The organism is Morganella morganii, assembly GCF_019242955.1.
In the GTDB taxonomy this organism is placed as follows: Bacteria; Pseudomonadota; Gammaproteobacteria; order Enterobacterales; family Enterobacteriaceae; genus Morganella; species Morganella sibonii.
In genome coordinates, this window is sequence record NZ_CP066129.1 from 3,703,403 (window position 1) to 3,724,684 (window position 21,282).

Here is a 21,282-nt window from a genome sequence, read left to right on the forward strand (position 1 = left end):
GCCTTCCTGTTGTGATTGAAAATAATACAAAGAGCAGAAAAAAATATATGCCCATATGAAAATACAATTCTCTCCCGGAAGAGAGAATAACTATCAGCACACTCCCCCAGAGAAGCCAGAGGCTATATAAATAAAAATGTATTTTCATTTGCTCAGCATCATTATACCTGCTGATATACAGGCACATCACTGATACAGTTTATATTGATCTGGATATGTACACCATTATCTTCATCAATATAAAAAACAACATTATCGCCATCATAATGATACTTAATATCACAATCCCGTTTAACAAATTTTTTCATAATATTTGCCAAATCGGTTTTCATATCATCAAAAATCATAATTCCTCCTGATGTACAGACTTAAAGTGACAATAAATAAATATAAACAGAACTGCATAAAGCGAACTTATGGTTTTTCATCATAGATAACCATGTAACTGCTGGTATTTAACAGGTTATTTTTTTGATTATTTTTCAGGTCTTTTTCCAGATCACCGTTAAATCCGGCCTGTGCATCATTTTCTGTGTTATCAAAAAAAGCCTGCCAGGCACCGGCAACCTCATCAGAATAAAACTGATCGCCGAATTCATCGCGCTGCACCGGAACTGCCGGTAATGAGCTGAACACATCACTGTGCGGAGCCCGGCTGCCGGGCGGTAATTTTCCGGCAGGTTCAGGCAGTATGGTCAGATCCATCGGAAACGGCATACCCCGTCTGCCGGATAAAAAACGATTCCTCAGATCATCCGGAGACACGGCGACAACTGCACCGATACCCTCTATTGTTTCCGATATCACCGGCTCAGATTGTTTGATAACCGGCTTCGATGCAGATGATACTGCGACTGAAACAGGAAAAATAAATGGTAAAGAAAACAGCAGATACAATCTTATTTTTTTCATATTAAACGTGTTATATGACTCAAACATAAATATGTCCCGGTCCCGGATGTTCAGAGTTAATGATGATAAAATAACTTATCAATAAGTACTTACGATATCCCCATCATAATGTTTTTATTCATTATTTCTGTATAAATATACTTTGTTATTGTTTAAATCATTTTCCGTAATCATTATAGTACGATTGTTCTATCCGTCCTTCGTGTTCACCGACCTTGTGGTGATAATAGCTGCCCAATACAGAGAATAAATTATTAACATCGTTTGGTGTCATTTGAAGTGCAGCAAAATAGCGCATAAGCATATCCAGGTTAAAACAATTCACACCTCTTTCGTAACGGGAAATCTGTTGCTGACTGATACTTAAAATTCTTGAAAGTTCAATCCCTGATAATCCGAGCTGCCGGCGTTTATTTTTAAGAGCTTGCCCTATTACACTGGAAATAGGATGAATATTTTTAATCACAAATCCTCCTGACGACTACATTACACTCTGACTGCTATTTTTATAAATAAAACAATACGAATCAGTATTCTGTTTTATATGCCATGTGAAATAATGATAATCTCTGAAAAGATAAATCAATATACTGCGTTTCCTTTTCTGTTTTCGGATACCTCCTCCCCTCAGATTAAGAGATCAGAATAGTAATACATTTACACTCCGGATGAGAGTAAAAATGCTATTTTCAGTATTGATTTTATTAAGTAGCTAACTATTTTATTGATAACAATATCACAACAGCAGAGATTAATGCTCTCTGCTATCCCGTGCATAAATAAACATTATCGTCACTGATATGTCAGCTGTATTTCTTTTTTATCACAGAGGGAATTGGTATTACAAGACGCTCCCGCAGATCATTTTGTCGCCATTTACCCGTTATCGTTAATAACCTTCTTTATATAATTTATTTTATTTTCATGTAAAGAGTAAATGACTTATGGCGGTGTGTGCAAATTTTTATTCACCTCTCCATTCAAATCTAACAATAGCTTAAACCTATCAATAAAAATTTATCCATATCTAAAAAATAGCATAATAAGTCAAATTTACTAATTACATCAGTAAGTTAAATTGAAGTGACTGTTTTTACACGATAAATGCGATTTATCCTAAATATCCTGCCCACTCCTCTCGCGATTACGTTTGAAGCACTCTGTTACAAAATAAGCATTTTTTATTACCTTTGCCACAAAACAGAATACGAACTTACAACATATTATTAAAACTTTATTCCTTAAAATAATACTAAATCAGATGACAAAACCAGAATATTATTCATATAAATCAATAACCACCAAGATAATTAACCATAATCATATCGTTATCACAAAATAAAGAAGCCACAGACATTTCTGTCTGTGGCTTTTATTATTGTTACTGATTAATAGTAACCTTTCTTATTAAGTTGGCTCAACTGATGATACTGTTCCTTTTGGTACTACCTCTACCTCATTATTAGCATCCACCACAATATCAAATACAATCCATTGTGCTTTTACAGGTACATTCGCGGCAGGAGCATCAAAGCTCATCATTCTCGACGTACCCGGCTTCAGGGTTAAATCCTTATTCAGGAAAATCTGTACCTTCGCTGTTGATAACCTGGTATCCGGACCAGAGAAGTTTTTAACGAAATAGGTATAAGTCCCCTGATGCGGTGATGTCATCGTAATGGTTTCGATACCCGGAGCAGCACGGTCATCCTTATCCAGTGATGCATCCGAACCTGCCGGAGATTTAGTACTATAGTACACATGGTACCGTGCACCACCGCCGACACGCGGAACCATTAAGTGTGAATCCAGGTCTGCCGGATTTTCACTCCACTGAAGAATAATACGACCGAACTGAGTTCCCAGCGCCGGAGATAACGCAAACTTAAAGTTGGTATCCGCACCGCTCTTCACGACCATAAAGTCATCGTAGTCGTCGTAATTATTCGCTGTGATCTTAACGGCATACTTCCCGCCGACCAGGTCAACCTTAAACTTACCGGTTGCATCCGTTGTCGTCTCGTACAGTAATTCGGTTCCATCTTCCGAGAAGATCTTAACGTGTGCTCCGTTAACCGGCTTATCTCCGGCTGCAACGGCGTCAATCACCAGCACTGACGTTGAGAACAGCTCTTCAAAGGAAACTTCCTTATCCGCTTTAACCGTCTGGCTTCCCTGTGCAGCACTGATCACAATGTCATAGACCGGTGTCTTGGTACTGGTCAGTTTGACAGTCGAGTTACCCGCTGCATCGGTCTGCTGTGAAGTCGCAGATAATTTAGCTGAAGTACCGGCCGTACTGGTCCAGTTAACGGTCACACCACTCACCGGGTTGCTGTTCGCATCACGGACTTCGGCAATAAATTCAAAGGAATCTGTACCGTTTGCAATCTTCCGTGTCAGCGCACCGTTAAGCTTCACGCTCGTGATAGTCGCTGTTGCGGCATCACCAGTCAGGCTGACTGTTACACCCGCAACCGGCAGTGCTGTTCCGTTAACCGTCACTGTCAGCGGAGCATCGCCGGCGGTTTTCCCTTTCAGTGTCGCTGTATAGGTACCATCGCCATGATCCGTCACCGCACCGAAGGTGGTGTTGGCCAGGGTGGTACTGAACAGCACGGTCTGTCCGGAAACCAGGTTGCCGTTAACGTCTTTCAGCGTCAGCTTCAGCGCCGAGGTCGCGGTGTTGTTTGCCACGATAGTCAGCGGGTCGGCTGTCAGGACAGATTTGTCCTTGTCCAGATTACTGCTGTCCGCCGTCAGTTTCACCGTGACCGGTGCAACAGCCAGTTCCGTACCGTTAACGGTGACTTTCAGTAACGCATCACCGGCGGTTTTCCCTTTCAGTGTGGCGGTATAGGTACCGTCCTGATTATCCTTCACTGCTCCGAAGGTGGTATTGGTCAGGGTGGTACTGAACAGCACGGTCTGTCCGGAAACCAGGTTGCCGTTAACGTCTTTCAGCGTCAGCTTCAGCGCCGACGTTGTGGTGTCGTTTGCCACGATAGTCAGCGGGTCGGCTGTCAGGACAGATTTGTCCTTATCCAGCTTACTGCTGTCCGCCGTCAGTTTCACCGTTACCGGTGCAACGGCCAGTTCCGTACCGTTAACAGTGACTTTCAGTAACGCATCACCGGCGGTTTTCCCTTTCAGGGTCGCGGTATAGGTACCGTCCTGATTATCCTTCACTGCTCCGAAGGTGGTGTTGGCCAGCGTGGTACTGAACAGCACGGTCTGTCCGGATACCGGGTTATCGTTAACGTCTTTCAGCGTCAGCTTCAGCGTTGACGTCGTGGTGTCGTTTGCCACGATAGTCAGCGGATCGGCCGTCAGGACAGATTTATCCTTATCCAGCTTACTGCTGTCCGCCGTCAGTTTCACTGTGACCGGTGCAACGGCCAGCACAGTACCGTTAACGGTGACTTTCAGTAACGCATCACCGGCGGTTTTCCCTTTCAGTGTGGCGGTATACGTACCATCCTGATTGTCCTTCACTGTTCCGAAGGTGGTGTTGGCCAGGGCGGTACTGAACAGCACGGTCTGTCCGGAAACCGGGTTGTCGTTAACGTCTTTCAGCGTCAGTGTCAGCGTGGATTCTGTCGCATTATCCGCCACGATAGTCAGCGGTGTTGCAGTCAGGACAGATTTATCCTTATCCAGCTTACTGCTGTCCGCAGTCAGTTTCACCGTGACCGGTGCCACCTCCAGTGCATTACCGCCCACAGTAACTTTAATCACTGCAGCCCCGGCGGTTTTCCCTTTCAGAGTCGCAGTATAGGTTCCGTCCTGATTATCCTTCACTGTTCCGAACGTGGTATTGGCCAGTTCAGTGCTGAACAATACAGTCTGTCCGGTCACCGGGTTATTGTTGATATCTTTCAGCGTCAGTTTCACCACAGACGTCGTGCTGTCGTTTGCCACGATAGTCAGCGGATCTGCCGTCAGTGCCGACTTATCTTTGTCCAGGTTATCCTGGTCGCCGATCAGTTTCACTGTCACCGGTGTCACAGCCAGTTCAGCACTGTTTACCGTCACTTTCAGTAACGCATTACCGGCCGTTTTTCCTTTCAGAGTCGCGGTATAGGTTCCGTCCTGATTATCTTTCACCGTACTGAACGTCGTGTTGGCCAGGCTGGTGCTGAACAATACCGTTTGTCCCGGAACCAGGTTGCCGTTGACGTCTTTCAGGGTCAGCGTCAGCGCGGACTCCGTAGTATTGTTTGCCACGATAGTCAGCGGTACAGCGATCAGCGAGGATTTATCCTTATCCAGCTTACTGCTGTCCGGGGTCAGGGTGACCGTTACCGGTGCAACTGCCAGCGCATTACCGCCCACAGTGACTTTAATCACTGCATCACCGGCCGTTTTCCCTTTCAGGGTCGCGGTATAGGTACCATCCTGATTATCTTTCACTGTTCCGAACGTGGTTCCGCCGAGCGTGGTACTGAACAGTACCGTCTGTCCGGACACCAGGTTACCGTTGACATCTTTCAGCGTCAGTGTCAGCGCGGATTCCGTCGCATTATCCGCCACAATACTCAGCGGAACCGCTGTCAGTACGGATTTGTCCTTATCCAGGTTCGTACTGTCAGCCGTCAGTTTCACCGTAACCGGAGCCACATTCAGCGCATTACCGCCCACAGTGACTTTAATCACTGCATCACCGGCCGTTTTCCCTTTCAGCGTCGCGGTATAGGTGCCGTCCTGATTATCCTTCACTGTTCCGAACGTCGTGTTGGCCAGCGTGGTACTGAACAGTACGGTCTGTCCGGAAACGAGGTTACCGTTGACATCTTTCAGCGTCAGTTTCAGCGCTGATGTCGTGCTGTCGTTTGCCACGATAGTCAGCGGTGCTGCTTCCAGGACAGATTTATCTTTATCCAGATTGCCGCTGTCTGCCGTCAGTTTCACCGTGACCGGTGCAACTGCCAGCTCCGTACCGTTGACAGTGACTTTCAGTAACGCATCACCGGCAGTTTTCCCTTTCAGTGTCGCCGTATAAGTCCCGTCCTGATTATCCTTCACTGTACCGAACGTCGTGTTGGCCAGTGTAGTACTGAACAGCACGGTCTGACCGATCACCGGGTTGTCATGGACATCTCTCAGTGTCAGCGTCAGTGAAGAGGTCGTGCTGTTGTTTGCCACGATGCTCAGCGGTGCCGCTGTCAGTGAGGATTTATCCTTATCCAGATGATCTTTATCCCCGGTCAGTTTCACACTCACCGGTGCCACTGCCAGTTCCGCACCGTTCACGGTCACTTTCAGTGCCGCAGTACCGGATTTGGTCCCTTTCAGTGTCGCCGTATACGTGCCGTCCTGGTTATCTTTCACGGTACTGAACGTGGTATCTGCCAGTGTGGTGCTGAACAGCACGGTCTGTCCCGGAATCAGGTTACCGAAAGTATCTTTCAGGGTCAGTTTCAGTGACGAAGTCTTGGTATTGTCCGCCACAATGGTCAGCGGGTCTGCAGTCAGCACTGACTTATCTTTATCCGGATTGGCGCTGTCCGGCGTCAGAACCACTGTCACCGGTGCAACTGACAGTCCGGTGCCGTTAACAATAACGGTCAGCGGAGCATCCCCGGATTTGGAGCCTTTCAGCGTCGCGGTATACGTCCCGTCCTGATTATCCTTCACCGTACTGAATGTGGTATCTGCCAGTGTGGTGGTGAACTGCACGGTCTGTCCGGACACCAGGTTACCGTTGACGTCTTTCAGGGTCAGTGTCAGTGAAGAGGTCGTGGTATTATTTGCCACGATACTCAGCGGTGTCGCAACCAGGACAGATTTATCTTTATCCAGATTGCCGTTATCCGCGGTCAGTTTCACTGTGACCGGTGCAACGGCCAGTACTGTACCGTTAACGGTGACTTTCAGTAACGCATCACCGGCGGTTTTCCCTTTCAGGGTCGCGGTATAGGTACCGTCCTGATTATCTTTCACTGTACTGAAGGTGGTTCCGCCAAGCGTGGTACTGAACAGCACCGTTTGTCCCGGAACCAGGTTACCGTTGGCATCTTTCAGGATCAGTTTCAGATCCGATAATGATGCATCATCTGCCACAATCGTCAGCGGTACCGCAGTCAGTGAGGATTTATCCTTATCCAGATTCGTGCTGTCCGGCGTCAGGGCAACCGTCACCGGCGCCACATCCAGCGGATTACCCCCCACGGTGACTTTAATTACTGCATCACCGGCCGTTTTCCCTTTCAGTGTCGCGGTATAGGTACCGTCCTGATTATCTTTCACGGTACCGAACGTGGTTCCGCCAAGAGTCGTACTGAACAGCACCGTCTGGCCGGAAACCAGGTTACCGTTGGCATCTCTCAGTGTCAGCTTCAGCGTTGACGTCGTGGCGTCGTTTGCCACGATGCTCAGTGGTGCCGCTTCCAGGACAGATTTATCTTTATCCAGATTACCGCTGTCCGCCGTCAGTTTCACCGTTACCGGTGTAACCGCCAGTTCTGTGCCGTTAACGGTGACTTTCAGTAATGCATCACCGGCGGTTTTCCCTTTCAGGGTTGCGGTATAGGTACCGTCCTGATTATCTTTCACCGTACTGAAAGTGGTTCCGCCGAGCGTGGTACTGAACAGCACCGTCTGTCCCGGAACCAGGTTACCGTTGACATCTTTCAGGGTCAGTTTCAGATCCGATAATGATGCATCATCCGCCACAATCGTCATCGGTACTGCGGTCAGCGAGGATTTGTCTTTATCCAGATTTGTGCTGTCCGGAGTCAGGGCAACAGTCACCGGCGCGACATCCAGCGGATTACCCCCCACAGTGACTTTAATTACTGCATCACCGGCGGTTTTCCCTTTCAGCGTTGCCGTATAAGTACCGTCCTGATTATCTTTCACCGTACTGAAGGTGGTTCCGCCGAGCGTGGTACTGAACAGCACCGTCTGTCCGGACACCAGGTTACCGTTGACATCCCTCAGTGTCAGCTTCAGCGCGGACGTCGTGGTGTCGTTTGCCACGATGCTCAGCGGAGATGCTTCCAGGACAGATTTATCCTTATCCAGATTACCGCTGTCCGCGGTCAGTTTTACCGTCACCGGGGCAACGGCCAGCACAGCACCATTCACGGTCACTTTCAGTGCCGCATCACCGGCGGTTTTGCCTTTCAGTGTTGCGGTATACGTACCATCCTGATTATCCGTTACTCCGCTGAATGTGGTACCGGTCAGACCGGTACTGAACAGCACCGTCTGTCCGGGGACCGGGTTGTCGTTGGCATCTTTCAGCGTCAGCGTCAGCGCTGACGTTGTGGAGTCGTTTGCCACGATGCTCAGCGGCACTGCGGTCAGCGAGGATTTATCTTTATCCAGATTGCTGCTGTCCGGCGTCAGTTTCACTGTCACAGGCGCGACGGCAAAAGCCTTGCCGTTCAGCGTGACGCTGATTTGTGCATTACCGGATTTGGTTCCTTTCAGGGTCGCGGTATAGGTACCGTCCTGATTATCCGTTACCGTACCGAAGGTCGTGCCTTGCAGGCCGGTAGTGAACAGTGCAGTCTGCCCCGCAACCGGGTTGTTATTCACATCCCGCAGCGTCAGCGTTATTGCAGATGTCGTATTACCGTCTGCCACGATGGTGTCAGGTACTGCTGTCAGTGAAGATTTATCCTTATCCAGCTTACTGGTGTCTGCGGTCAGTTTTACACTCACCTCAGTCACGGCCAGCACGGCATTATTCACGGTGACTTTGATTTTTGCGGTTCCGGCTTTAGTACCTTTCAGAGTGGCAGTATAAGTACCGTCCGCATTATCTCTCACCGTACTGAACACGGTATCCGCCAGGGCGCTGCTGAATACCACCGTCTGGCCGCTCACGGCATTATCGTTCGCGTCTTTCAGGCTCAGAGTCAGCGTTGAGGACGTCTTGCCATCAGCCACAATCGTGTCAGGAACAGCAGTCAGTTCTGATTTATCACCACTCAGATTACCATTATCCGCCGTCAGTTTTACGGTGACCGGTGTGACCGCGAATGCTTTTCCGTTCAGCGTGATGCTGACTTTCGCATCCCCGGCTTTAACACCTTTCAGCGTCGCCGTGTAAGTACCATCCGGATTTTCGGTAGTACCGCTCACCGTGGTTCCCGCCAGCGTGGTTCCGAAGACCACGGTCTGACCCGGGATCAGGTTCCCCTGACGATCTTTTAAGATGAAATGCAGCGTTGATGTTGTCTGACCATCTGCCACGATCGTCACCGGATCGGCTGTCAGCGAGGATTTCTGAGCATCAGGGTTCGCACTGTCTGCCTTAAAGGTGACAGTAACAGATGGCTCACTGGAATTAATCTTCGCTTTAACCGCAACCTGTGCCGCACGGGTGCTGGTCATGCTGAACGTTACTTCACCCTGCTCATTGGTCAGCAGAGACTGTGAAGTCGGAGACGCGCCGTTGTCAGCGGTGAAAAGAACGGCCACATACGGCACAACGTTACCCTGTGCATCAGTGACAATCGCTTTCACGCTGTTGACGGATGTACCATCAGCCGCACTGTTATCTGCGGTGATCGTGAGATTTGATGCCAGAATTTCCGCTGTCGTGCTGTCTGCTGTAAACATCACGGTTTTTGATGCGAATTTAGTATTGACCTGTGCAATAACGCTGGTGTTACCCGCACGGGTGTTAGTCAGTTCAAACAGTGCATTACCGTCAGCATCCGTATTGATCAGCATCTGAGACGGAAGTGCACCGTGATCAGCGACAAACTTCACGGCAATTCCCGGAACCGGGTTATTGTAGGCATCGACAATAGTGGCTTTCACACTGTTTGCTGCCGCACCATCCGCTTTCTGATTATTGGTGACGATAACCAGGCTTGCATCCGTAATGGTTGCTGTGGTTTCATCCGCCACAAATTTCAGTGCGCGTACCGCATCATCGCCGTTAATGCTGAAGGTATAGTTATCAGAACCGGCTTTGGTATTGCTGATACTGATACGCACCTGACCACGGCTGTCTGTCAGACCGCTGACAGGCTGGGTCTGATAGCGTGCGGTTCCCGGTACTTTGATAGTTACCGGCGCACCGGCTAACGGGTTATTGCGGCTGTCAGTGACAGTCACCAGAACCTCGTTTTTCGCTTTACCGTCGGCTTTCGCACCATCCTGAGTCACGACTGCGCTCTGGATCTTCGCGGTACTGATATCGGCGACAAACTGCGAGGTCACACTCTTCGAGGTACCCGTACCTTCAACCACCAGTTTGGAATCCCCTGCCGTTTCACTGCTGAAACGGATAGTGGCCTGGCCGTTATCATCAGTCTGCTGGTTCGGATCGGTGACTGTTGCGCCGTTATCCGCTCTGGCGGTTAACGGGAAGTTTTCCACCTGGTTATCGAACTGGTCAGTCACCGTTGCCACGGCGATGTTCTTCGCCTGGCCGTCAGCCACTGCTTTGTTATTGGTTAATTCAAGCGTTTTAATTTTTGCGGTACTGAGATCCGCAATATAGACGATCGATTCCGTACGGCTGTTACCGTTACGCATCTTGGCTTTCAGCAATCCTTTACCTGCGGATTTACTGATAATTTTCACGGTCGCCGTGCCGTCCGGCCCGGAGATCACGGTCAGGGTCTGGCCGCTGTTGCCGTCTGCGTCATAAATGGTCACGCCTTCCGGATTTTTCAGCCCGGAAACACTGAACGTGACGGCTTTATTCGCCAGCACTTCACCCTTGTCATTCTGTAACAGGGCAACCGCAGTGAACTGGTCGCTGTTATTAGCGATTAGTGACTGATTTGGCGTCACGGTCAGCTTAGTGATGGTTTCCACAGACGGGATCACATTCACCCACATTTCTGCGGTGTTAGACGGGTTACCCTCGTTATCTTCACCGACAGCGGTCACACGGTAGCCCTGCGGCCCGCCGTTGCGATCCATAAAGATATATTCCGGCAGGGTAATATCCGCCGTGGTCAGCCCGGTCTGTTTGATCTCACCGCCGTTTGCCAGCAGTTCAGGCGCTGACCAGCGCAGTGATTTCAGACCGTATTTGGCTTTCAGCACACTGACCGTCACCGGCAGTGTCTGTGCCGCTTCACCGTTGAGTGCCGGCGGCAGTGCAATCCGCAGCAGTTCCTGCTTACGGTACTGCATCACGATGTTGTAATTTCTGTCGACGAAATCGTAACGGTTACCCGCCAGGTTACGCATCAGATCAACATTGTCGGTATCCAGCTGCTGTGACAGCGGCACGCCGAAACGGTAGGAAAGCTCCATACCAATCTGGCTGTCATTGGAATCACCGCGGGATGTCTGACCTTTAAACGTGATCAGCGGGAACGGGGTATAACTGAGCCCGATGGTGGAGACCGACGGGTTATTTTTCAGTTCACCGGAAGAGGTGGTACTGGCCAGGCTGATGCCGTCGCCGAAGTACTGTTCATATTTTGCAAATGCACCTAACTGCGGATAATCAGGCAGATAGCCCTCTGCGCGGATATCAAACCCGTTCGCCGGGCGTTCGTCGTAATCGCGCATTTCATGCAGTTTTGACTGGTGCCAGTCTGTTACTCTGAAGTAGCCGTTGGCCGCAAACTTCAGGTAGTTGGCCCATAATTCACCACCGACACCGACCCGCGAGTTACTGCCGGTGATATCGTAATCATAAAAGCTGTTCACGCCCCACATCCAGCCGTCTTCATACTGACGATAGCCCAGACCGAGGTTGGTGGTGGTGCGTTCTTCATTGGCACGAAGCCCGATCTGTGAAAACAGCAGGCTGTTCGGATTATCAATCAGCGGAACCAGGACATCCGCATCACCGGTTTTGTTGCTGCCGAACTGAATGCGGGCATGACCCACCTGGTTCAGCCAGTCATTGACCTGCTGATTAAGCAGGTTTTCACCGATACCGCGCACATAACCGAGGGATGCATCCACCGCATCATCACTGGAGAGGATCTGCCCCGCCTGTGAGGCGTTACCCGCCCAGCGGGATTCATTCTGCGCCGCTTCATCTTCCGGAGAAATATCCGGCAGACCCAGGGTCGGCAACGCACTGAAGATATCGTCAGTCCGCACCGTATTATCGCGTGGTGCAGGGTTTGCCGGGTCCGGCAGTGTGCTTACACCCATCGGGAACGGCATACCGTTCTGTCCGGAGATAAAACCACTGTCTGAACCGGCCGGCATTACGCCGTATTCACTGCCGGACGGCATTTCAACGGTAAATCCCTCACCGCTCAGCGTACTGCCGGAAGCTGGTTTTCCGCTCTGTGGCTGCAGAGGCGGAGTCGCCCCCGGAGATGTACCCATCAGTGCATTAAGTCCGTCAAACGTTTCTGACATTACTAATGCATCATTTTGCTCTGCCGCATAGGCAACAGATAATGTTGCCGTCGACACCGGAAAAAATAACTGCAAAAAGAGCAACAGATAGGCTGTTACTCTTTTTGTTTTTGAGTAATACGAAGTCACAGGCATGAATACATCCCCGAAAGTAAGATTAAAGCCATAAATTAATTATCAAAAGATACGTCTTCCATTATTTCCGCTAATAAATCCAATTACCGGATACGTTATAAAAATATGTTATTTTTACTCTCACTGAATGTTTACATATCACGGGAGTATTTATTTCTTGTTACGCTATTCAATCCGGACGTCATCGCGGTACAAATACATATATCCTCCGCCTGTAAAAGGCAGCAGAAAATAATAAAATTTCCTTGCCGAATTTAATATCAGCAATTAACTTTAATACTTATTATTTGAGTTACACGCACATCACAGAAAGTAAAGAACAAGACATACTTTTACATTATCACACAGTATATACAGAGCTCAGAAACAGGTCAAAAACCAACAAAAATAAAAACAAATCAATCGCTTAACTTAAAACCAAACCTGAAACACCGTAAATTACTCACTCAATGGATTTTTATTTAACTATTTTTTACAAAATAAATTAAATATAACAATCATCACAGCAAATTTCATCATTAAATAATTGATAAAATTATCATTACTTATTATTTGAGTTACACATTCACTTTATTAAAATATAAAAATCAGAAAATACCAACTAAAGGAGATTTAGTTAACAAATGACTGCGCGAGGGGAATGGAAAGGAAAACACTATTGTCTGATACGGACGAGCACTAATACAGTGACACTCATTTAGTGTCCGTCCGTACAGATGAATTATTGCACTGATTCAGTCAGGGCTATTATTTTATCTCTGTTGATAACGGGAATTTACAATCGAATGAAACCGACGTTTGCGCACTCCCTGAAGGTGAAGAGACATAAAAGCCCAGAAATGCTTCCGGAATTTTAAACGTCTCATCTTTTGTCGAAAATCCTGAAATAGTGATCTTATTCGTTGACGATGACGGTGATGTTGTTCCGGTATTGTTACCAAATAATTTGCAGGTCAGCTGAGTGTCGCCGTCAGCCGCTGTTTTTTCCAGAACCTCATACTTCAGTGTGACATCTTTTGATATTGCGGTTGAAAGCCAGTTAACACAGTCAACCGACACATTATCCACATCATAGTTATAGGACAGTATTTTCTGATTGGCAGCGCCGTCATATAAATACAGGTTATCCTCGGACAATGATGTTTTCACGGATACATCCTTACTGGTGAATTCACAGGCGACCTGTAAATCTGTCATTGTCGTGAAATTTAATGTGTTATTGGTATAACCAGTACCTGAACCATCCTTACATGTTGCCGGAGAATCTGCATTACACACGCGACCCGCCGATGACGTATCAACTGTATATCGGTTGTTGCCGCCGGTCAGTGACGTAATATCTTCTCGCGGAATCTCAACAAGCTGAGTTAAATCAACACCATGAGCCTCTGCCACCCGTAATGCATCATAATGTGTCGCGGCATTCATCAGTTCCTGATCAAAACTGCCGTTTCCCCGCAAATTAACAAAGCCGGTTTTAATCACTTTATTATTACCGCCGGATGTCACTTTATAATTCAGCGTACAGGATTCCAGTATGTTATTTGCGTAGTTTTTTTTACATGTATTAGGATGAGTTTCATGACCACTCAGATACTTGTGTACCAATTCAAATGAAAATATTCTTGTGGTCGTTTTTACATTCTCGACCTGATAATGTGAATACGCATTGCCCGACAACACAATCAATGCCATGGCAATTATTTTATTTTTCATTGCATTACCCTTATAAAAACAGAGCTGAATTGCCGGTATAATAGTGATACCGGCAATTCAGTAACGGATTAATTGGTTACGATGGCTGACTTCAGAGTGAATTTCACCAGGTCAAATATCAGTGCATAATCTTCATTAATGTCGACGCCGTCTGTATCTTTTGCCGATACAGATAAACTGACATTCTGAATTTTACTTCTGACGCCCGGTTTAAATACCCCGTCCGCACCGGTAACACCTTCCGCATTGTCTATCATCACCATTGCAGGCTGTGTTTTTTCTGTGACTTTGATGTTCACGCCACTAATCGGGTTATCATTTGCATCAACAATTTTTATCTCTAAATTATTGACCGATACCGTATCGGCAACCGCATGTTTATCCTGATTTAAATTCGTGATAACCATTTTTGCCGTACTCTTATCCGCAACCAGTTTCACTGTTTTTGATGCAATGCCGAAATCTGCACCATTCACTTTCACTTTGATCTCCGCATTACCGGCTGTTTTTCCTTTCAGCGCAGCATTGTACGTACCCTGCGGGGATTCCGGTTCACCGGTGATAGTGGTATTGGCTAACGCAGTGCTGAACTCAACAGTCTGTCCGGTGATCAGGTTGTTGTTAACATCGCGCAGAACCAGTTTCAGTGCTGACGTTTCTGTATCATTGGCTGTAATCGTCTCCGGTGTTACCACCAGTTCTGATTTACCGCTGTCCGGATTGTTCTTATCTCCGGTCAGTGTGACATCTTTGGTCAGCCCCGCCAGTTCCGTTCCGTTAACCGTCACAGTGACCGTCGCCGTTCCGGCTTTTGTGCCTTTCAGGGTTCCGGTATAGACACCGTTCTGATCTCCCGGCGTCATGGTAATCACCGTATTTTCCAGCGCTGTTTTGAGCTCAACTGTCTGTCCGGAGATCAGGTTACCGTTGGCATCTTTCAGAGTCAGTTTCAGTACTGATTCATCCGTGTCATTTGCCACAATCGTATCCGGTTCCGCCGTCAGCTCTGACTTGCCGCTGTCAGGATGATCCTTATCTGCCGTCAGCGTAACCTCTGCCGCAGTGACTGCAAGTGCAGCACCGTTGACCGTCACACTGATCGTTGTCTTACCGGATGTCGTCCCTGTCAGGCTGGCGGTATACGTCCCGCCGGTATTTTCAGATGTACTGCCGGCCGTGGTATTTTCCAGCGTTGATTCGAAACTGACTACCTGGCCGGTGATCAGGTTACCGTTGATATCCCGCAGAACCAGTTTCAGTTCCGATTCAGCGGTACCATTAGCCACAATCGTATCAGGCAGTGCAGTCAGTACGGATTTAGTTGCATCCGGATTATTTTTATCACCAATCAGCGTTACATCAGTGGTAATACCCGTCAGTTCAGTACCGTTTACCTTCACTTTGATCGTTGCTGTACCGGCCGTTGTGCCTTTCAGCGTCGCGGTATAAACGCCATCCTGAGGTTCGTCATTGTCCGTTATTGCCGTATTTCCCAGCGCAGTAATGAACTCCACGGTCTGGCCCGGCAGCAGGTTGTTATTGACATCGCGCAGGGTCAGTTTCAGTACAGAGCCTTCCTTGCCATCAGCCACAATCTGGTCAGGTAATGCGGTCAGCTCAGATTTTGTGCTGTCCGGTTTAGTCTTATCACCAATCAGTGTCACATCGGTGGTAATACCTGCCAGTTCAGTCCCGTTTAAGCTGACTTTGATGGTTGCCGTACCGGCCGTTGTTCCTTTCAGCGTCGCGGTATAGGTACCGCCCTGCGCTTCCGCGTTGTCCGTTATTGCGGTATTTCCCAGTGCCGTGCTGAACAATACGGTCTGGCCGGTGATCAGGTTACCGTTGGCGTCACGCAGGATAAGCTTCAGTGCTGATCCTTCCTGACCGTCAGCCACAATCGTATCCGGTGTTGCTGTCAGTTCAGATTTAGTGATATCAGGGTTAGTCTTATCACCAATCAGCGTCACATCTTTGGTCATACCCGCCAGTTCAGTACCATTTAAACTGACTTTAATGGTGGCTGTACCGGCCGTGGTGCCTTTCAGTGTCGCGGTATAAGTACCGCCCTGCGCTTCCGCATTGTCCGTTATTGCCGTATTTCCCAGTGCCGTACTGAACAATACAGTCTGGCCGGTGATCAGGTTACCGTTAACGTCACGCAGGATGAGTTTCAGCGCAGAACCATCTTTGCCGTCAGCCACAATCGTATCCGGTAATGCCGTCAGTTCTGATTTACTGATATCAGGATGGTTTTTATCACCGGTGAGTGTCACATTCACCGATGTTGCCGGCAGCTCCGTGCCATTGACGGTGACCTTCACCGCTACCGTACCTGCGGTGGTGCCTTTCAGGTCAGCAGTGTAAGTACCGCTGCTGTTCTCTGCTGCCGCGCTGACAGAAACATTCCCCGGGGTTGCAATGAATACCACATTCTGTCCGGTGATCAGGTTGTCGTTGGCGTCACGCAGGATCAGTTTCAGTACCGATTTGTCAGTGCCGTCCGCAACAATCGTGTCCGGTGTTGCTGTCAGCTCAGACTTACCGTTGTCCGGATTCGTGCTGTCTGCGGTCAGTGTGACTGTGGTTCCCGCCACGCTGAATGCATTACCGTTCAGTGTAACGGTGATATGCGCATCGCCGGCTTTGGTGCCTTTCAGTGCTGCGGTGTAGATACCCGCAGAATCTTCAGACGTACCACTGATAGCCGTACCGCCCAGATCCGCGTTGAACAGAACCGTCTGTCCCGGAATCAGGTTACCGTTGACATCACGCAGTGTCAGTTTGAGTACTGATTCCTTGGTATTATCAGCCACGATGGTCGCAGGTGCGGCTTCCAGAAGTGACTTACCGCTGTCCGGTTTTGAACTGTCGGCTGTCAGCTCCACACTCACTGCATTTACCGCCAGTTCTGTGCCGTTGACAGAGACCTTAACCGGTGCCGTACCGGCAACAGTACCTTTCAGGGATGAGGTATAAATACCATCCTGATCCTCTGCCGTTCCGGAGATAGTCACACCGTTAAGTACGGTGGTAAATATCACCGTTTGTCCGGAGATCAGGTTATTGTTCGCATCCCGCAGGATCAGTTTGAGTGCCGATTGCTGTGAATTATTCGCCACAATCGTTGCAGGCGCGGCGCTCAGTTCTGATTTGCTGCCATCCGGATTCGTGCTGTCAGCGGTCAGTTTTACGGTAACCGGCGCAACAGCGAACGCTTTTCCGTTAAGTACAATCGTGATTTTGGCATTACCGGCTTTGGTTCCCGTCAGTGTTGCACTGTAAGTTCCGTCCGGATTTTCCGTTGTTGTACTCAGGTTGCTGTCAGTAAGGTCAGATTTAAACTTCACGTCCTGAGAAGGGATATTGTTTCCGAATTTATCTTTCAGGATAAATGTCAGTGCCGACTCAGTATGACCATCTGCCACAATGACCATCGGTTCAGCCGACAGCAAGGATTTACCGGCATCCGGATTGGTGGTATCGGCCTTAAACGTCACCACCGCACTCATATCACTGTTGTTCACTTTGGCAGTCACATTGACCTGCGTTGCCACGGTATTGGTCAGGCTGAATACGATTTTACCGTTCTCATCCGTCATCAGTGACTGTGATGCAGGCTGTGCACTGTTATCTGTGGTGAAAAGGACAGCCACATACGGTACAACGTTACCGGAAAGATCCGTGACAGTAACTTCCACAGCGTTCTGTGCGTCACCGTTCGCCGGACGGTTATCCGCCGTAACCGTCATATCCGCAATTCTTGCTGTGGTGCTGTCAGCCGTAAATGTCACCGTTGCGGATGCCTGTTTATTGTTAACCTGCACGATAACCTTCGTTTTCCCGGCTTTGGTATTCGTCAGGTCAAAGAGGGTTTCACCGTTGCTGTCCGTCGTCAGCTGAGACTGCGAACGGCTGTGCATTGTTATCCGTGATGAACTGTACGGTATAGCCCGGAATGCGGTTACCATAAGCATCCGTGACAGTCGCCTGTACCCGGTTTGCCGATGTACCGTCTGCTTTCTGACCATCAGTCACGATTTTCAGTTGTGAGTCAGTGATGGAGGCCGTAGATTCATCCGGTTTAAACAACAACTGTTTGGTGACACTGCTGTTATTGATGCTGAAGGTATAGTCATCAGAACCGGCTTTGGTGTTCGTGATATAAACACGCAGACGACCCTGGTTATCTGTCATTCCGCTTGCCGGCTGAGTCTGATAACGGGCGGTTCCCGGTACGCTGATAGTCACCGGTGCACCCGCCAGCGGGTTATTGCGGTTATCTGTCACAGTCACCAGTACGCTGTTCTTCGCCTGTCCGTTTGCCACCGCACCGTCAGTTTCAGTGGTTACACTGTGAATTTCTGCGGTACTCATATCAGCGACAAACTGCGAGGTCACACTCTTCGACGTGCCCGTACCTTCAACCACCAGTTTTGAATCCCCGGCAGTCTCACTGCTGAAGCGGACAGTGACCTGGCCGTTATCATCAGTCTGCTGGTTCGGATCAGCGACTGCTGCACCGTTATCCGCTCTGGCGGTTAACGGGAAGTTTTCCACCTGGTTATCGAACTGGTCAGTCACCGTTGCCACGGCGATATTTTTTGCCTGGCCGTCAGCCACTGCTTTGTTATTAGTTAACTCAAGCGTTTTGATTTTTGCGGTACTGAGATCCGCAATATAAATGATCGATTCCGTACGGCTGTTACCGTTACGCATCTTCGCCTGCAACTGCGCTTTACCGGCAGATTTACTGATGATTTTAACGGTCGCCGTGCCGTCAGGCCCGGAGATCACGGTCAGGGTCCGGCCGTTGTTACCGTCCGCATCATAAATTGTCACGCCTTCCGGATTTTTCAGGCCGGAAACACTGAAAGTGACGGCTTTATTCGCCAGCACTTCGCCCTTGTCATTCTGTAACAGCGCCACCGCTGTAAACTGATCACGGTTATTCGCCACCAGTGACTGATTCGGTGTAACAGTCAGCTTGGTGATGGTTTCCACAGACGGGATCACATTCACCCACATTTCTGCGGTATTGGACGGGTTGCCCTCGTTATCTTCACCGACAGCGGTCACACGGTAGCCCTGAGGTTCTCCGCTGCGGTTAGCAAACATATAAGCAGGCAGAGTAATATCCGCCGTGGTCAGCCCGGTCTGTTTGATCTCACCACCGTTTGCCAGCAGTTCAGGTGCTGACCAGCGCAGTGATTTCAGACCGTATTTGGCTTTCAGCACACTGACCGTCACCGGCAGTGTCTGTGCTGCTTCGCCGCGCAGTGCAGGCGGCAGTGCAATCCGCAGCAGTTCCTGCTTACGGTACTGCATCACAATGTTGTAGTTTCTGTCGACAAAGTCGTAACGGTTACCCGCCAGGTTGCGCATCAGGTCAACATTGTCGGTATCCAGCTGCTGTGATAACGGTACGCCGAAACGGTAGGAAAGCTCCATACCGACCTGGCTGTCATTGGAATCACCGCGGGATGTCTGACCTTTAAACGTGATCAGCGGGAACGGGGTGTAACTGAGCCCGATGGTGGAGACCGACGGGTTACTTTTCAGTTCACCGGAAGAGGTGGTACTGGCCAGGCTGATGCCGTCGCCGAAGTACTGTTCATATTTTGCAAATGCACCTAACTGCGGATAATCAGGCAGATAGCCCTCCGCGCGGATATCAAACCCGTTCGCCGGGCGTTCATCATAATCGCGCATTTCATGCAGTTTTGACTGGTGCCAGTCTGTTACCCTGAAGTAGCCGTTGGCAGCAAGCTTCAGGTAATCAGCCCATAATTCACCACCGACACCGACCCGTGAGTTACTGCCGGTGATATCATAATCATAAAAGCTGTTCACCCCCCACATCCAGCCGTCTTCATACTGACGATAGCCCAGACCGAGGTTGGTGGTGGTGCGTTCTTCATTGGCACGAAGCCCGATCTGTGAAAACAGCAGGCTGTTCGGATTATCAATTAACGGCACCAGGACATCCGCATCACCGGTTTTATTACTGCCGAACTGAATGCGGGCATGGCCCACCTGGTTCAGCCAGTCATTGACCTGCTGATTGAGCAGGTTTTCACCGATACCGCGTACGTAACCGATAGACGCGTCAACCGCATCATCACTGGAGAGGATCTGCCCCGCCTGTGAGGCGTTGCCCGCCCAGCGGGATTCATTCTGCTTCGCATCATCTTCCGGAGAGGTATCCGGCAGACCGAGAGTCGGCAACGCACTGAAGACATCATCTGTCCGCACGGTGTTATCGCGCGGAGCAGGATTTGCCGGGTCCGGCAGTGTGCTGACACTCATCGGGAACGGCATACCGTTCTGTCCGGAGATAAAACCACTGTCTGAACCAGCCGGCATTACGCCGTATTCACTGCCGGACGGCATTTCAACGGTAAATCCCTCACCGCTGAACGTACTGCCGGAAGCTGTTTTCCCGCCCTGCGGTTGCGGAGGCGGTTCCGGGGATGTATCCATCAGTGCATTAAGTCCGTCAAACGTTTCTGACATCACTAATGCGTCATTTTGCTCTGCCGCGTAGGCAACAGATAATGTTGCCGTCGACACCGGAAAAAATAACTGCAAAAAGAGCAACAGATATGCCGTTACCCTCTTTGTTTTTGAGTAATACGAAGTAACAGGCATGAATACATCCCCGAAATGAGATTAAAAATTCAGAAAAATTAAATATCAGAAAGTGCTTTTATTTTATCCTTCACACCAATGAAACCTGCGTACTGAACTTTAGTACATAAGGTGTCCAGTTTTTTATTCAGTGTCATGGATAACACTTCACGGGAGTCTTTATCCATAATCTCTTTATTGACATTTAAGAAGGTGTAGTTCTGATTAATACGTCCGTAGCTTGATGAGAAATCATTAAACTCAGTCTGATTGACACCCTTAAGGAAATTGAATCCGTCAACACACGCATTATTGGTGGATGCAATAACAATTCCCTGTGATGCTAATTGTTTGCTGCCCACATACGCCTGTGCCGCGTTATTACCGGTCACATTAGGAGTAGCAGAACGGGTTTGCTGTTTTACCGGCGGATTTTTAACTGCAGCCGTATTTTTCTTTACCGGTGATGTTGAGCAGGCAGAAATAACCAGTGAAAGACCGGCTACAACGAGTGCTTTTTTGTTAATCATCATTTTCATTCATTCCTATTTATAAAATTAACTCTTACAGAGAGAAATTACAGGT

Annotated in this window: 8 protein-coding genes; all 8 read right to left on the reverse strand. The window is 48.8% G+C overall.

The features are described from left to right. Positions 1-161: 161 nt before the first annotated feature. The 8 genes from JC793_RS17380 to JC793_RS17415 all read right to left on the reverse strand — a co-directional run bounded on the left by JC793_RS17380 (position 162) and on the right by JC793_RS17415 (position 21,230). On the reverse strand, positions 162-347 hold the full coding sequence (locus JC793_RS17380; protein ID WP_052926722.1) for a hypothetical protein: 186 nt from the start codon (positions 345-347) through the stop codon (positions 162-164). A 67-nt stretch (positions 348-414) separates the two neighbouring features. Next, complete coding sequence (locus JC793_RS19680) at positions 415-717, reverse strand: hypothetical protein (RefSeq protein ID WP_247717281.1); 303 nt, start codon at positions 715-717, stop codon at positions 415-417. Positions 718-1,069: 352 nt separating this feature from the next. After that, positions 1,070-1,378, reverse strand: a complete 309-nt coding sequence (locus JC793_RS17390; protein WP_052926723.1) for a helix-turn-helix domain-containing protein — start codon at positions 1,376-1,378, stop codon at positions 1,070-1,072. A 941-nt stretch (positions 1,379-2,319) separates the two neighbouring features. Beyond that, positions 2,320-12,273 carry an invasin domain 3-containing protein gene (locus JC793_RS17395; RefSeq protein WP_218426840.1) on the reverse strand — a complete coding sequence of 3,318 codons (9,954 nt, stop codon included), beginning with the start codon at positions 12,271-12,273 and terminating at the stop codon, positions 2,320-2,322. A gap of 825 nt (positions 12,274-13,098) precedes the next feature. After that, positions 13,099-14,067 (reverse strand): heme utilization protein, encoded by a 969-nt coding sequence (locus JC793_RS17400; RefSeq protein WP_166708685.1) that lies wholly within the window; start codon positions 14,065-14,067, stop codon positions 13,099-13,101. Between the two features lie 68 nt (positions 14,068-14,135). Beyond that, the gene (locus JC793_RS17405; protein WP_218426842.1) at positions 14,136-17,990 is read right to left on the reverse strand and encodes an invasin domain 3-containing protein; all 3,855 of its coding nucleotides are present in this window, start codon (positions 17,988-17,990) and stop codon (positions 14,136-14,138) included. Continuing rightward, positions 17,944-20,640 carry an inverse autotransporter beta domain-containing protein gene (locus JC793_RS17410; protein ID WP_218426844.1) on the reverse strand — a complete coding sequence of 899 codons (2,697 nt, stop codon included), beginning with the start codon at positions 20,638-20,640 and terminating at the stop codon, positions 17,944-17,946. The genes JC793_RS17405 and JC793_RS17410 overlap by 47 nt, the downstream gene beginning before the upstream one ends. Positions 20,641-20,756: 116 nt before the next feature. After that, complete coding sequence (locus tag JC793_RS17415) at positions 20,757-21,230, reverse strand: YuaE family lipoprotein (protein ID WP_243846909.1); 474 nt, start codon at positions 21,228-21,230, stop codon at positions 20,757-20,759. Positions 21,231-21,282 lie beyond the last annotated feature (52 nt).

Bases quoted from the DNA above. Each gene is read 5' to 3' on its own strand.
- JC793_RS17380 (WP_052926722.1), bottom strand. From the start codon at position 347: ATGATTTTTGATGATATGAAAACCGATTTGGCAAATATTATGAAAAAA.
- JC793_RS19680 (WP_247717281.1), bottom strand. From the start codon at position 717: ATGCCGTTTCCGATGGATCTGACCATACTGCCTGAACCTGCCGGAAAA.
- JC793_RS17400 (WP_166708685.1), bottom strand. From the start codon at position 14,067: ATGAAAAATAAAATAATTGCCATGGCATTGATTGTGTTGTCGGGCAAT.
- JC793_RS17405 (WP_218426842.1), bottom strand. From the start codon at position 17,990: ATGCACAGCCGTTCGCAGTCTCAGCTGACGACGGACAGCAACGGTGAA.
- JC793_RS17415 (WP_243846909.1), bottom strand. From the start codon at position 21,230: ATGATGATTAACAAAAAAGCACTCGTTGTAGCCGGTCTTTCACTGGTT.